This is a genomic window from Pseudomonas fluorescens (assembly GCF_019212185.1).
In the GTDB taxonomy this organism is placed as follows: Bacteria; Pseudomonadota; Gammaproteobacteria; order Pseudomonadales; family Pseudomonadaceae; genus Aquipseudomonas.
In genome coordinates this window covers 1,322,499-1,336,178 of record NZ_CP078138.1, presented here as the reverse complement: position 1 = coordinate 1,336,178, position 13,680 = coordinate 1,322,499, and the positions used below count along the sequence as shown (strand labels likewise).

At 61.0% G+C, this 13,680-nt stretch carries 11 protein-coding genes; 9 read left to right on the top strand and 2 right to left on the bottom strand.

The annotated features are described in order from the left end of the window. Positions 1–162: 162 nt before the first annotated feature. Entirely contained in the window at positions 163–855 is a 693-nt protein-coding gene (locus KW062_RS05765; protein ID WP_105755144.1) for a tellurite resistance TerB family protein, read from the bottom strand. Between the two features lie 198 nt (positions 856–1,053). On the opposite strand from KW062_RS05765, the gene KW062_RS05760 reads away from it, so the two are divergent. From KW062_RS05760 to KW062_RS05720, 9 genes are all read left to right on the top strand, one after another. Beyond that, a complete protein-coding gene (locus tag KW062_RS05760) occupies positions 1,054–1,968 on the top strand; it encodes a LysR family transcriptional regulator (RefSeq protein WP_027619098.1) in 915 nt (304 codons plus the stop codon). A 101-nt stretch (positions 1,969–2,069) separates the two neighbouring features. Continuing rightward, a complete protein-coding gene (locus KW062_RS05755; protein WP_105755143.1) occupies positions 2,070–3,560 on the top strand; it encodes a gamma-aminobutyraldehyde dehydrogenase in 1,491 nt (496 codons plus the stop codon). 86 nt (positions 3,561–3,646) lie between these two features. Beyond that, complete coding sequence (gene ydcS / locus KW062_RS05750; RefSeq protein ID WP_105755142.1) at positions 3,647–4,798, top strand: putative ABC transporter substrate-binding protein YdcS; 1,152 nt, start codon at positions 3,647–3,649, stop codon at positions 4,796–4,798. Between the two features lie 249 nt (positions 4,799–5,047). Then, positions 5,048–6,085: an ABC transporter ATP-binding protein gene (locus KW062_RS05745; protein ID WP_105755141.1), complete on the top strand. Its 1,038-nt coding sequence runs from the start codon at positions 5,048–5,050 to the stop codon at positions 6,083–6,085. Between the two features lies 1 nt (position 6,086). Continuing rightward, positions 6,087–7,034 carry an ABC transporter permease gene (locus KW062_RS05740; RefSeq protein ID WP_105755140.1) on the top strand — a complete coding sequence of 316 codons (948 nt, stop codon included), beginning with the start codon at positions 6,087–6,089 and terminating at the stop codon, positions 7,032–7,034. Beyond that, positions 7,024–7,833, top strand: a complete 810-nt coding sequence (locus KW062_RS05735) for an ABC transporter permease (protein WP_105755139.1) — start codon at positions 7,024–7,026, stop codon at positions 7,831–7,833. The genes KW062_RS05740 and KW062_RS05735 overlap by 11 nt, the downstream gene beginning before the upstream one ends. Positions 7,834–7,965: 132 nt before the next feature. Further along, positions 7,966–9,390: a gamma-aminobutyraldehyde dehydrogenase gene (locus KW062_RS05730; protein WP_027619104.1), complete on the top strand. Its 1,425-nt coding sequence runs from the start codon at positions 7,966–7,968 to the stop codon at positions 9,388–9,390. Positions 9,391–9,621: 231 nt separating this feature from the next. After that, entirely contained in the window at positions 9,622–11,106 is a 1,485-nt protein-coding gene (locus tag KW062_RS05725; protein ID WP_027619105.1) for an APC family permease, read from the top strand. A 60-nt stretch (positions 11,107–11,166) separates the two neighbouring features. Then, on the top strand, positions 11,167–13,029 hold the full coding sequence (locus tag KW062_RS05720; RefSeq protein ID WP_027619106.1) for an NAD(P)-binding protein: 1,863 nt from the start codon (positions 11,167–11,169) through the stop codon (positions 13,027–13,029). 61 nt (positions 13,030–13,090) lie between these two features. Here KW062_RS05720 and KW062_RS05715 read toward each other — a convergent pair whose 3' ends face one another. Continuing rightward, complete coding sequence (locus KW062_RS05715) at positions 13,091–13,276, bottom strand: hypothetical protein (protein WP_027619107.1); 186 nt, start codon at positions 13,274–13,276, stop codon at positions 13,091–13,093. Positions 13,277–13,680: the final 404 nt, after the last annotated feature.

Here is a 13,680-nt window from a genome sequence, read left to right as displayed (position 1 = left end):
ATCTCGAGCGAAAAGCCAGCGTCCGCTCTGGGACGGCTACTTTCCGTCAGATGGGCCAAGTGCCGCCAGTGATATTTGTGTAGAAACAGACCGTGAAACGGTCATGTGCGGGGCGGCGATGGCGTTAACCATGACAAAGCTGGCTCGCCATCGCCCGGGTGATCAGACCAGCGTTTGACGCACCTGCTTCTCCAGTTCGACCTTCAAGCCAGGTTCCAGCTTGAGCTGGCGCGCCAGTTCGTCGAGGTAGGACTTCTCCATGAAGCTTTCCTCATCCACCAGCATGACGCTGGCGATGTACATCTCGGCGGCCATTTCCGGGGTTCTCGCCGCACGTGCGACGTCGGCCGGATCCAGCGGTTTGTTCAGTTCGGCGTGTAGCCAGTGTTGCAGTTGCTGGTCGTTGTCGAGCTTGACGAATTCGCCCTCGATCAACCCGCGCTCACGCTCATCAATATGCCCATCAGCCTTGGCCGCCGCCACCAACGCCTTGAGGATTGCCTGGCTGTGCTCCTCGACCTGCGCCGGCGGCAGGCGGTCAAGGGTTTGTGGTGCTGATTGCGGAGCGGTGCCCTGCTGCGCCTGCCAGTTGCCGAACGCCTTGTAGGCAATCACGCCCAAAGCCGCCAAACCGCCATAGATGGCGACCTTCCCGCCAACCTTGCGCACCTTTTTATTACCCAGCAGCAGGCCCATGGCACCAGCCGCCAGAGCGCCGCCACCGGCACCGGATAACAGACTGCCGAGACCGCTTTTATCCGAACGTGCAGTCGTGCGCTGAACATTGCCGGTCTTGTTCTGCAACAGGTCCTGACCGGACTTGAGTAACTGGTCGAGCAAACCACGGGTGTTCATTTATAGCCTCCAGAAAATCAGGTTTAACCCATAAATAAGGCCACCAGCCTAGATCCAAAGTGCCCGGGCCTCGTCGACGAGAGTGCTTCCAGATGTTGCCCGAGCCTTGCCACCCGACCTTGGTTGGACTAGGGCATCGAAAAAAAAGATATACACTGCAAAAAATCTATAAAAACCGCTCACCGGGTACTTTTTCCCATGATGACCCTGCGTCAGATCCGTCATTTCATCGCCGTGGCCGAAACCGGCTCGATCTCGGCCGCCGCCCAGGCGGTATATATCTCCCAATCCACCCTGACCCTGGCCATCCAGCAACTGGAGCAGGAGATCGGGGTTAACCTGTTCAATCGCCATGCCAAGGGCATGACCCTGACCCACCAGGGCCATCAGTTCCTGCGCCAGGCGCACTTGATCCTCGCCACCGTCGACAACGCCAAACGCAGCCTGCAACAGAGCACCGACCAGGTGGCCGGGCAGTTGACCATTGGCGTGACCAGCCTGGTGGCCGGTTACTACCTGGCCGACCTGCTGACCCGTTTTCAGCGCGCCTACCCCAACGTGGAAATCCGCGTCATGGAAGACGAGCGGCCGTACATCGAGCATTTGCTGGTCAGCGGCGAAATCGACGTTGGGGTATTGATTCTCTCCAACCTGGAAGATCGCCACGCCCTACAAACCGAAGTGCTGACCCACTCGCCCCATCGCCTGTGGCTGCCGGCCCAGCATCCCCTGCTCGAGCACGACAGCATCAATCTGGCGGACGTCGCTCGCGAGCCGCTGATCCAGCTCAACGTCGACGAAATGGACCGCAATGCCCAGCGTATGTGGCGCGCCGCCTCACTGCAGCCGCGCATCACCCTGCGCACTGCGTCCACCGAGGCTGTTCGTAGCCTGGTGGCTGCCGGCCTGGGCGTGTCGATCCAGCCCGACATGACCTATCGCCCCTGGTCGTTGGAAGGCGACATCATCGAAGCGCGGCCCATCGCCGACCTCAGCCAGACCCTCGACGTTGGCCTCGCCTGGCGTCGCGGCACCGCCCGCCCAACCCTGGTCGACCCGTTCCTCACCGTCGCCCGCGAGCAACCCCACGGCGGACGCAAGCCATCGATTTAATCGAACGCTGCATTCAGTATTTAGAATTTGTCGTCCCCAGGCCCTGCCACTAGTCTTAGCCCATCTATAAGACGGTCGGGCCCCCAGTCACCGGGAGCACCATGGCCACACAAGAAAAGAGAACCCGCAAAATGCCCGGCACGCAGACCCCGTTGTTCACCAACTTGTTGATCGATGGTGAATTGGTTGCCGGCCAGGGCTTTGTCGAGCCGATTCTCAATCCAGCCACTGGCGAAGTGCTGACCCAGATTGCCGAAGCCAGCAACGAACAAGTCGAAGCGGCGATTCTCGCGGCCCACCACGCATTCCCGGCCTGGTCACGGACCACCCCGCAGCAGCGCTCGAACATTCTCCTGAGCATTGCCAATGCCGTGGAAAAACACGCCGACCTGCTCGCCCGCCTCGAATCGCTGAACTGCGGCAAGCCCCTGCACCTGGCCCGTCAGGACGATCTCAGCGCAACCGTCGATGTGTTCCGCTTCTTCGCCGGTGCCGTACGCTGCCAGACCGGCCAGCTCAGCGGCGAATACCTGCCCGGCTACACCAGCATGGTGCGCCGCGACCCGATTGGCGTGGTGGCCTCGATTGCCCCGTGGAACTACCCGATCATGATGGCCGCGTGGAAAATCGCCCCGGCCCTGGCCGCCGGCAACACCTTGGTGTTCAAGCCTTCGGAACACACCCCGCTGTCGATCCTGGCGCTGGCGCCGATGCTTGCCGAGATCCTGCCACGCGGCGTGATCAACATTATCTGCGGTGGTGGCGAGGGGGTTGGCAGTCACTTGGTCAGCCACCCGAAGGTGCGCATGGTGTCCCTGACCGGCGACATCGTCACCGGCCAGAAAATTCTCCAGGCCGCGGCCAAGACCCTCAAGCGCACCCACCTGGAACTGGGTGGCAAGGCGCCGGTGATCGTCTGCAACGACGCCGACCTGAAGGCGGTGATCGAAGGCGTGCGCAGCTACGGCTATTACAACGCCGGACAGGACTGCACGGCGGCCTGCCGGATCTACGCCCAGGCGGGCATCCACGACAAACTGGTGGCCGATCTGGGCGCCGCGGTCAGCAGCCTGCGGTTCGCGGGCAAGCGCGACGCCGACAACGAAATCGGCCCGCTGATCAGCACCCGCCAGCGTGACCGCGTGGCCAGCTTCGTCGAGCGTGCTCTCGGTCAACCGCATATCGAACGCGTGACCGGCGCAGCGGTGCACTCCGGTGCCGGCTTCTATTACCAGCCCACCCTGCTGGCCGGCTGCAAGCAAAGCGATGAAATCGTCCAGCGCGAAGTGTTCGGCCCGGTGGTCACCGTGACCCGCTTCGACGAACTGGAGCAAGCGGTGGATTGGGCGAACGACTCGGAATACGGCCTGGCCTCCTCGGTCTGGACCCAGAACCTGGACAAGGCCATGCAGGTCGCCGCGCGCCTGCAATACGGCTGCACCTGGATCAACAGCCATTTCATGCTGGTCAGCGAAATGCCCCACGGCGGTTTGAAGCGTTCGGGCTACGGCAAAGACTTATCCAGTGATTCGTTGCAGGACTACAGCGTGGTGCGCCACATCATGGCGCGTCACGGCAATGACCTGAAATAACACAACTAAGCTAATAACGAGCCAAAAGGCCAGCAACCCTGCTTGAAAAACTGCCCCGACCATAATTTAAAGAAGAGGGAATTCCCATGTTCGCGCACAAGACCGCACTGCTCAGTGCAATCACCACCGCGCTGCTGGCCAGTGCCAGTATCCAGGCCGCCGAACCCGCGACAGCCGTTGGTGCCGGCGAAGGCCAACTGGATATCGTGGCCTGGCCTGGCTACATCGAACGGGGCGAAAGCGACAAGGCCTACGACTGGGTGAGCGGTTTCGAGAAGGAAACCGGCTGCAAGGTCAACGTCAAGACCGCCGCCACTTCCGATGAGATGGTCAGTCTGATGGCCAAGGGCGGCTACGACCTGGTGACAGCGTCCGGCGACGCCTCGCTGCGACTGATCGTCGGCAAGCGTGTGCAGCCGATCAATACCGCACTGATTCCGAACTGGAAAAACCTCGACCCTCGCCTCAAGGATGCACCGTGGTACGTGGTCAATAAGCAGACTTACGGCACCCCTTACCAGTGGGGTCCGAACGTATTGATGTACAACACCAACGTGTTCAAGACGCCGCCGACCAGCTGGAACGTGGTGTTCGACGCGCAGAACCTGCCGGACGGCAAGCCGAACAAAGGTCGCGTGCAAGCCTATGACGGCCCGATCTACATCGCCGACGCGGCGCTGTTCCTTAAGAGCACCAAGCCGGAGCTGGGGATCCAGAACCCCTACGAACTGACCGAAGTCCAATACAAGGCCGTGCTCGATCTGCTGCGCGCACAGCAGCCGTTGATCCACCGCTACTGGCACGACACCACCGTGCAAATGAGTGACTTCAAAAACGAAGGCGTGGTGGCCTCCAGCGCCTGGCCTTATCAGGTCAACGGCTTGATGAACGAGAAGCAGCCGATCGCTTCCACCATCCCGAAAGAAGGTGCCACCGGCTGGGCCGACACCACCATGCTGCACGCCGAGGCCAAGCACCCGAACTGCGCCTACAAGTGGATGGACTGGTCGTTGCAGCCGAAAGTCCAGGGTGACGTCGCAGCCTGGTTCGGCTCCTTGCCAGCGGTCCCGGCGGCTTGCCAGGGCAGCGAACTGCTGGGCGCCGAAGGCTGCAAGACCAACGGTTTCGACCAGTTCGACAAGATCGCCTTCTGGAAAACCCCGCAGGCTGAAGGCGGCAAATTCGTACCGTACAGCCGCTGGACCCAGGACTATATCGCGATCATGGGCGGCCGCTAAAAGTCATTCCGGTAGCTGCTGCGCGTCGATTATTCGCGCCCGGGCAGTGCTCGCCTCCTCACGTACTGACGTACGCTCCGGGGGCTGTGCGCTGGCCGGACACGACTAGTCGCCGCTCGCGACGCTCCCGAAACGACTTTTCCACATCCTGAGCTTTGTCAAAAGCTCAACGGTTGACGCAATAACTGTTTTTTCAGAAGTCCAGGCAGGGCCGCTGCGACGGCCTTCGCCTTTTTGGAGCACCGCACCATGACGCTTGCAGTCCAGTTCACCAACGTTTCCCGTCTTTTCGGCGAAGTGAAAGCCGTAGACCGGGTTTCCATCGACATCCAGGACGGCGAGTTTTTTTCCATGCTCGGCCCTTCCGGTTCGGGCAAGACCACTTGCCTGCGACTGATTGCCGGTTTCGAACAACCGAGTGCCGGTTCCATCCGCATCCACGGCGAAGAAGCGGCGGGCCTGCCGCCCTATCAGCGTGACGTCAACACCGTGTTCCAGGATTACGCCCTGTTCCCGCACATGAACGTGCGTGACAACGTCGCCTATGGCCTGAAGGTCAAGGGTGTCGGCAAAACCGAACGCCTGCAGCGCGCCGAAGAGGCGCTGGGCATGGTCGCCCTGGGTGGCTACGGCGACCGTAAGCCGGCGCAACTGTCCGGCGGCCAGCGTCAGCGCGTGGCCCTGGCCCGCGCACTGGTCAATCGTCCGCGAGTGCTGCTGCTCGACGAACCGCTGGGCGCCCTTGACCTGAAGCTGCGCGAGCAAATGCAGAGCGAGCTGAAAAAGCTCCAGCGCCAGCTCGGTATCACCTTTATTTTCGTTACCCACGACCAGACCGAAGCGCTGTCGATGTCCGATCGCGTGGCCGTGTTCAACAAGGGTCGCATCGAGCAGGTCGACACCCCGCGCAACCTCTACATGAAGCCGGCCACCAGCTTCGTCGCCGAGTTCGTCGGCACCTCCAACGTGATTCGCGGTGAACTGGCGCAGCAATTGAGCGGCAACCCGCAAGCTTTCTCCATTCGCCCGGAACACGTGCGTTTCGCCGAAGGCCCGTTGGCCAGCCATGAAATCGAAGTCAGCGGCCTGCTGCACGACATTCAATACCAGGGCAGCGCCACCCGCTACGAACTGAAACTGGACAACGGCCAGACCCTTAACATTAGCAAGGCAAACAGCCAGTGGCTGGACACCAGCGCCCAGCACCAAACCGGCCAGCGCATCAGCGCGCGCTGGGCACGCGAGGCAATGACGCCGTTGCACGACACTGCCGTGGGCGGGGTGTGACATGAACAGCGCAACAATGACCCATACAGCCACAGGCGGCTCGCCGCTGCGCAGGTTGTCCAACCTGCTCTATCGCCGACCCAACCTGTACCTGACGATGCTGCTGGTGCCGCCGCTGATCTGGTTCGGCGCGATCTACCTCGGCTCGCTGCTCAACCTGTTGTGGCAAGGGTTCTACACCTTCGATGACTTCACCATGGCGGTCACCCCTGACCTGACCCTGGCCAACTTCGCCGCGCTGTTCCAGCCGTCGAACTTCGACATCATCCTGCGCACCCTGAGCATGGCCATCGTGGTCTCGATCGCCAGCGCCTTCGTCGCGTTTCCGATCGCCTACTACATGGCGCGCTACACCACCGGCAAGACCAAGGCGTTTTTCTACATCGCGGTGATGCTGCCGATGTGGGCCAGCTACATCGTCAAGGCCTACGCCTGGACCCTGCTGCTGGCCAAGGGTGGCGTGGCGCAATGGTTCGTCCAGCACCTGGGGCTGGAGCCGCTGCTGCAATTCGTGCTGGGGATTCCCGGCGTCGGTGGCAGCACCTTGTCGACCTCGCACCTGGGGCGCTTCATGGTGTTCGTCTACATCTGGCTGCCGTTCATGATCCTGCCGATCCAGGCGTCGCTGGAGCGTCTGCCGCCGTCGCCGCTGCAAGCCTCCGCCGACCTTGGGGCGAAACCCCGGCAGACCTTCATGCAGGTGATTCTGCCGCTGTCGATCCCGGGGATTGCCGCCGGATCGATCTTCACCTTTTCGCTGACCCTGGGTGACTTCATCGTGCCGCAACTTGTCGGTCCGCCCGGCTACTTCGTCGGCAGCATGGTCTACGCCCAGCAGGGTGCGATCGGCAACATGCCGATGGCCGCCGCCTTCACTCTGGTGCCGATCGTGCTGATCGCCATCTACCTGTCCATCGTCAAACGCCTGGGGGCCTTCGATGCACTCTGAAAAAGCTTCGCTGGGCCTGCGCATCGCAGCCTGGGGCGGGTTGGTGTTCCTTCACTTCCCGATCCTGATCATCTTCCTGTACGCCTTCAACACCGAAGACGCCGCGTTCAGCTTTCCGCCCAAGGGCTTCACCCTGAAGTGGTTCAGCGTCGCGTTCTCGCGACCGGACGTGCTCGAAGCGATCAAGCTCTCGGCACAGGTCGCCGCCATCGCCACCCTGATTGCCATGGTCCTCGGAACCCTGGCCTCGGCCGCGCTGTACCGCCGTGATTTCTTCGGCAAGCAAGGCATCTCGCTGATGCTGATCCTGCCGATCGCCCTGCCCGGGATCATCACCGGTATTGCCTTGCTGGCGACCTTCAAGTCCCTGGGCATCGAGCCGGGCATGTTCACCATCATCGTCGGTCACGCGACCTTCTGTGTGGTGATCGTCTACAACAACGTCATCGCCCGCCTGCGCCGCACCTCCCACAGCCTGATCGAAGCCTCGATGGACCTGGGCGCCGACGGCTGGCAGACCTTCCGCTACATCATCCTGCCGAACCTCGGCTCGGCCTTGCTGGCCGGCGGCATGCTGGCGTTTGCCCTGTCGTTCGATGAAATCATCGTGACCACCTTCACCGCCGGGCACGAGCGCACCTTGCCACTGTGGCTGCTCAACCAACTCAGCCGCCCACGGGACGTGCCGGTGACCAACGTGGTGGCAATGCTGGTGATGCTCGTGACCATGCTGCCGATCCTCGGCGCCTACTACCTGACACGCGGCGGTGAAAGCGTGGCGGGGAGTGGTGGGAAATAACATCGCAACTGACAACAACTTTCCCTGTGGGAGCGAGCCTGCTCGCGAAGCTTTTGGCGTCCTTGAGGACGCTTTCGCGAGCAGGCTCGCTCCCACAGAAAAACAAGAACAGCTCGCAAGGGGACAACTACCATGCAAACCAAACTGCTGATCAACGGCCAACTGGTCGCCGGTGAAGGCGCCGTCCAACCGGTGTTCAACCCCGCCCTGGGCCGTGTCCTGGTGGAAATCAATGAAGCCAGCGAAGCCCAGGTCGACGCCGCCGTGCGTGCCGCCGATGCGGCGTTCGACAACTGGTCACAGACCCCGCCCAAGGATCGCTCGCTGCTCCTGCTGAAACTCGCAGACGCCATCGAAGCCAACGCCGAAGAGCTGGCCAAGCTGGAATCGGACAACTGCGGTAAGCCTCTGAGTGCAGCGCTGAATGACGAGATTCCGGCGATTGCCGATGTGTTTCGCTTCTTCGCCGGCGCCAGCCGTTGCATGAGCGGCATGGCCGGCGGCGAGTACCTGCCGGGGCATACCTCGATGATCCGCCGCGACCCGGTGGGGGTGATCGCTTCCATCGCGCCGTGGAACTACCCGCTGATGATGGTCGCCTGGAAAATTGCCCCGGCCCTGGCCGCCGGTAATACCGTGGTGCTCAAGCCCTCGGAGCAAACCCCACTGACCGCCCTGCGCCTCGCCGAATTGGCATCGGAGATTTTCCCGGCCGGCGTACTCAACCTGGTATTCGGTCGCGGGCCAACCGTCGGCAGCCCGCTGGTGACTCACCCGAAAGTGCGCATGGTGTCGCTGACCGGTTCGATTGCCACCGGCTCGAACATCATTTCCAGCACCGCCGACAGTGTTAAGCGCATGCACATGGAACTGGGCGGCAAGGCGCCAGTCATCATCTTCGACGACGCCGACATCGACGCTGCGGTCGAAGGCATTCGTACCTTCGGTTTCTACAACGCCGGCCAGGACTGCACCGCCGCCTGCCGCATCTACGCTCAGGACGGCATCTACGACAAGTTCGTCGAGAAGCTCGGTGCGGCGGTCGCCAGCATCAAGTACGGCCTGCAGGATGATCCGAGCACCGAGCTCGGCCCGCTGATCACCGCCCAGCACCGCGACCGCGTCGCCGGCTTCGTCGAACGCGCCGTGGCGCAACCGCACATCCGCCTGGTCACGGGCGGCAAAACCGTCGAAGGCAATGGTTTCTTCTTCGAGCCAACCGTGCTCGCCGATGCCCAACAGGATGACGAAATTGTTCGTCGCGAAGTGTTCGGCCCGGTGGTCTCGGTAACCCGCTTCAACGACGAAGCGCAAGTCCTGGGCTGGGCCAACGATTCGGACTACGGCCTCGCCTCCTCGGTGTGGACCGCCGACGTCGGCCGCGCCAACCGCCTCGCCGCTCGCTTGCAATACGGCTGCACCTGGGTCAACACCCACTTCATGCTGGTCAGCGAAATGCCCCATGGCGGTCAGAAACTGTCCGGCTATGGCAAGGACATGTCCATGTATGGGCTGGAAGACTACACCTGTGTGCGGCATGTGATGTTCAAGCATTAAAAGCTTCGCTGCGATGCGGCGACCCGACAAGCCAGCTCCCACAAAGGATTGAACTGTAGGAACTGGCTTGTCGGAACGCCGTCACCTCGGTTTCAAGGCAGAAACCGGCAACAAGCACCACCAGGCTAGCAACACAAAACAACAATAACCCCCGATCCAGGCGACGCCTCCCAAGGCGCCGCCTCGGCCTCGGCCATCCGAAATCTGCCGATTTTCCGGAGCAACCACGCCATGAGTGCACTACCCGAAATGTCTGCAAGCGCCGCCGACAGCGATGCCGAGCAGCTACGCCAACTGGGCTACACCTCGAACTTCAACCGCAGCATGAGCCTGTGGGAAAACTTCGCCCTGGGCTTCACTTACCTCTCCCCGGTCGTAGGGGTGTATACCCTCTTCGGCCTTTGCCTGGCCGCTGGCGGGCCGCCGATGTTCTGGGCGTATTTGCTGGTGGGCTGCGGCCAACTGCTGGTGTGCCTGATCTTCGGTGAAGTGGTTTCCCAGTTCCCGATCTCCGGCGGCGTCTATCCCTGGGCTCGGCGCCTGGTGGGTAAGCGCTGGGCGTGGATGGTCGGCTGGATCTACTCCATCGCCCTGTGCGTGACCATTGCCGCCGTGGCCGTTGGCGCCGGTCCGTACCTGGCAGCAATGCTCGGTTTTGAACCGAACAACAACACCAACATCGTCATTGCCCTGGTGCTAACCCTGTTCGCCACCCTGGTCAACCTCAGCGGCACCAAAGTGCTGGCGCGGATTGCCATGTTCGGTTTTCTCTGTGAACTGATCGGCGCGGTCATCGTCGGTGTTTACCTGCTGATGTTCGAACGTCACCAACCCATCAGCGTGCTGTTCAACACCTTCGACATCAGCGTCGATGGCTCCTACCTGCCGGCCTTCCTCACCGCTTCGCTGGCCGGGATGTTTCTGTACTACGGCTTCGAAGCTTGCGGTGACGTGGCCGAGGAAACACCGAACCCGAGCAAAAAGATTCCGGTGGCCATGCGCATGACCATCTACATCGGCGGCATCGCCGCGATGTTCGCTTGCCTGGCGCTGATTCTCGCGGTACCGGACATGCAGGCAGTGATCAACGGCACCGACAAGGACCCGGTGACCACCATCCTCAACAACGCTTTCGGCCCGGTGGGTTCAAAAGTGGTGATGGGCGTGGTGATGATTTCCTTCATCTCCTGCGTCATCAGCCTACAAGCAGCGGCCAGTCGTCTGCTGTACTCCTACGCTCGTGATGAGATGGTCATCGGCAGCAGCCTGCTTAAACGCATCTCGCCGAACACCCAGGTGCCCGTCGCGGCGCTGTTCGTATCAGGCGTGCTGCCCGCGCTGATTATTGTCCTCGGTTTCTTCCTTCAGGATGCCGTCGCCACCATCGTCAGCTTCGCCGCCATTGGCATCTACCTGGCCTTCCAGATGATTGTCCTCGCGGCACTCTACGCCCGTGCGCGCGGCTGGAAGCCCAGCGGTAAATTCACCCTGGGAGCCTGGGGCCTGCCGGTGAACATCGGCGCGCTGGTCTATGGCGTCGGGGCGATCGTCAACATGGCATGGCCACGCACGCCGGATGCGCCGTGGTTCATCAACTACGCAATGGTGTTGAGCACCGCCATCGTGATTGGCCTGGGCCTGCTCTACATGTGGCTCGGCAAGCCGTACGACCACGGCACCGCACCTTCCGGGGATGCCTGGAAAGTCAGCCGGTAACGACAACGCCCTGGCCGGTGAACACGGGTCAGGGCGACAAAAAACCAACAAGGATTGAACATGGATATCACCCGCCGCGACTTCCTCAACGGTGTCGCAGTCACCATCGCCGCCGGCATGACCCCGCTGCAGATTCTCCAGGCTGCACCGGATGGACGTTATTACCCGCCGGCCCTCACCGGTTTGCGCGGCAGCCATGTCGGCTCGTTCGAGTTGGCGCATCAGATGGGCTGGGAGAAAAAAGTCTTCGACACCGATGCCCTGCCAATCAGCGAGGACTATGACCTAGTGGTGGTTGGCGGTGGTTTGAGCGGGTTATCCGCCGCCTGGTTCTACCGTGAGAAACATCCGAAAGCGCGGATCCTGATTCTGGAAAACCACGATGACTTCGGCGGTCACGCCAAGCGCAATGAATTCTCCGCCGGTGGCCGGATGATCCTCGGCTACGGCGGCAGTGAGGCCTTTCAGTCGCCCAACCACCTCTACAGCAAAGAGGTGAATGGCCTGCTGAAAAAACTCGGGGTCGATATCAAGCGCTTTGAAACCGCCTTCGACCGCCAGTTCTATCCGGGCCTGGGCTTGTCGCGCGCGGTGTTCTTCGACAAGGAAAACTTTGGCGAAGACAAACTGGTCACCGGCGACCCGACGCCGATGGTGGCCGACGACATCGCGCCGGACCAACTGCATGCCCGCAGCATCGAGGCCTTCATCAACGACTTCCCGTTGCCGAAGTCCGACCGTGATGCGTTGATTGCCCTGCACAGCGCACCGAAGGATTACCTTGCCGGCAAATCCACCGAGGAAAAAACGGCGCATCTGGAGACCACCAGCTACCGCGATTTCCTGCTCAAGGATGTCGGTCTGTCGGAACAGGCGGTGAAGTATTTCCAAAGCCGCACCAACGACTTCATGGCCCTGAGCATCGACGCCGTGGCCGCGTACGACGCCTACAACGTCGGCTTCCCCGGTTTCAGTGCGATGAATCTGGAGCCGATCAGCGAGGAAGCCCTGGCGGAAATGGAAGAGCCCTACATCTACCACTTCCCCGACGGAAACGCTTCGCTAGCGCGCCTGCTGGTGCGCAGTCTGATCCCGGCCGTTGCCCCTGGTCACACCATGGATGACATCGTCCTCGCGCCATTCGACTACGCCAAACTCGACCAAGCGAAAACCCCGGTACGCATTCGCCTCAACAGCACCGCAGTCAGTGTGCGCAACGTCGGCAATGGGGTGAATGTCGGCTACAGCCGTGGCGGAAAATTGAGCCAGGTGCGTGGCAAGCACTGCATCATGGCCTGCTACAACATGATGATTCCATACCTGTTGCGCGACCTGTCGAAGGAGCAGGCCCACGCCCTGAGCCAGAACGTGAAATTCCCGCTGGTGTACACCAAGGTGGTGATCCGCAACTGGCAGTCGTTCCAGAAACTGGGGGTCCACGAAATCTATGCCGCCACCCAACCCTACAGCCGGATCAAGCTCGATTACCCGGTCAGCATGGGTGGCTACGAGCATCCGAAAGACCCAACACAGCCGATTGGCCTGCATATGGTCTATGTGCCCACCAGCCCCAATAGCGGCATGAACGCCCGCGACCAGGCACGCGCCGGCCGTGGTCGACTGTATGGTCAGACCTTCGAGGCACTTGAGGCACAACTGCGCGATCAGTTGCAACGCATGCTCGGCCCGGGCGGATTCAACCATGAGGCCGATATTCTCGAAATCACCGTCAACCGCTGGTCACATGGCTATGCGTACTTCTCCAATAGCCTGTACGACGATGCCGATGAGAGCGAGAAACTGATGGAACTGGCGCGTCAGCCGGTCGGCAAAGTCAGCATTGCCAACTCCGACGCTGCCTGGAGTGCCTATGCCCATGCAGCCATTGATGAAGCGCATCGTGCGGTAGGAGAAATCGGCTAATCAGGGCGGTTTAGTCTCTGCCTCGCCGCGAATATCGGCGAGGCAGGATTCGGAAGTGTCTTCAAAATCGCGAAATGCTGCGCATCGCGTCCACCAGATAGCGCATGGCAATCCGGTCACTCTCGGACAACTCTCGGTAATGCTCCACCAGCCTTCTCTCCTCATTGCTGAGCCGACGTGCACCGCACGCACCGCTCACACCCAGGAACATCCCCAGCCACTCGATAATGCCTTGCGCTTTTGCCATGGAGGCTTTCCTTCTGAATCTGGATAAAAACGCCGACTGCCATATCGGTCATGAGCCTAAGAATAGGGAGAAAAAATGCTTCGGGAAGGATTTTTAGAGTAATTAGTCAAATAAATAAAAACGCCTATTTAAAACGCCATATCGGTCATTGGGGCCTTCATAAAAGACTGTAGGAAATCGAACCTTGGAGCGAGCCTGCTCGCGAAAAATCTGTAGGCACCGCTTGCAATCAGGCAATCCGCGTCATCGTTGACGTTTTTTGTCGGAGCGCCGCCCGGAGCCGGCTCGCTCATACAGGGACAGCCGTAGTTTTCAAAAAGCGCAACCCAATCATTTTGCGAGTTATTTCGAACCCTTTAACTAATCGGGCATCTGTTTAAACTTCCACGGGTTTGGTCGAAGGC

Bases quoted from the DNA above. Each gene is read 5' to 3' on its own strand.
- KW062_RS05720 (WP_027619106.1), top strand. From the start codon at position 11,167: ATGGATATCACCCGCCGCGACTTCCTCAACGGTGTCGCAGTCACCATC.
- ydcS (WP_105755142.1), top strand. From the start codon at position 3,647: ATGTTCGCGCACAAGACCGCACTGCTCAGTGCAATCACCACCGCGCTG.
- KW062_RS05735 (WP_105755139.1), top strand. From the start codon at position 7,024: ATGCACTCTGAAAAAGCTTCGCTGGGCCTGCGCATCGCAGCCTGGGGC.
- KW062_RS05745 (WP_105755141.1), top strand. From the start codon at position 5,048: ATGACGCTTGCAGTCCAGTTCACCAACGTTTCCCGTCTTTTCGGCGAA.
- KW062_RS05760 (WP_027619098.1), top strand. From the start codon at position 1,054: ATGATGACCCTGCGTCAGATCCGTCATTTCATCGCCGTGGCCGAAACC.
- KW062_RS05730 (WP_027619104.1), top strand. From the start codon at position 7,966: ATGCAAACCAAACTGCTGATCAACGGCCAACTGGTCGCCGGTGAAGGC.
- KW062_RS05715 (WP_027619107.1), bottom strand. From the start codon at position 13,276: ATGGCAAAAGCGCAAGGCATTATCGAGTGGCTGGGGATGTTCCTGGGT.
- KW062_RS05765 (WP_105755144.1), bottom strand. From the start codon at position 855: ATGAACACCCGTGGTTTGCTCGACCAGTTACTCAAGTCCGGTCAGGAC.
- KW062_RS05755 (WP_105755143.1), top strand. From the start codon at position 2,070: ATGGCCACACAAGAAAAGAGAACCCGCAAAATGCCCGGCACGCAGACC.
- KW062_RS05740 (WP_105755140.1), top strand. From the start codon at position 6,087: ATGAACAGCGCAACAATGACCCATACAGCCACAGGCGGCTCGCCGCTG.
- KW062_RS05725 (WP_027619105.1), top strand. From the start codon at position 9,622: ATGAGTGCACTACCCGAAATGTCTGCAAGCGCCGCCGACAGCGATGCC.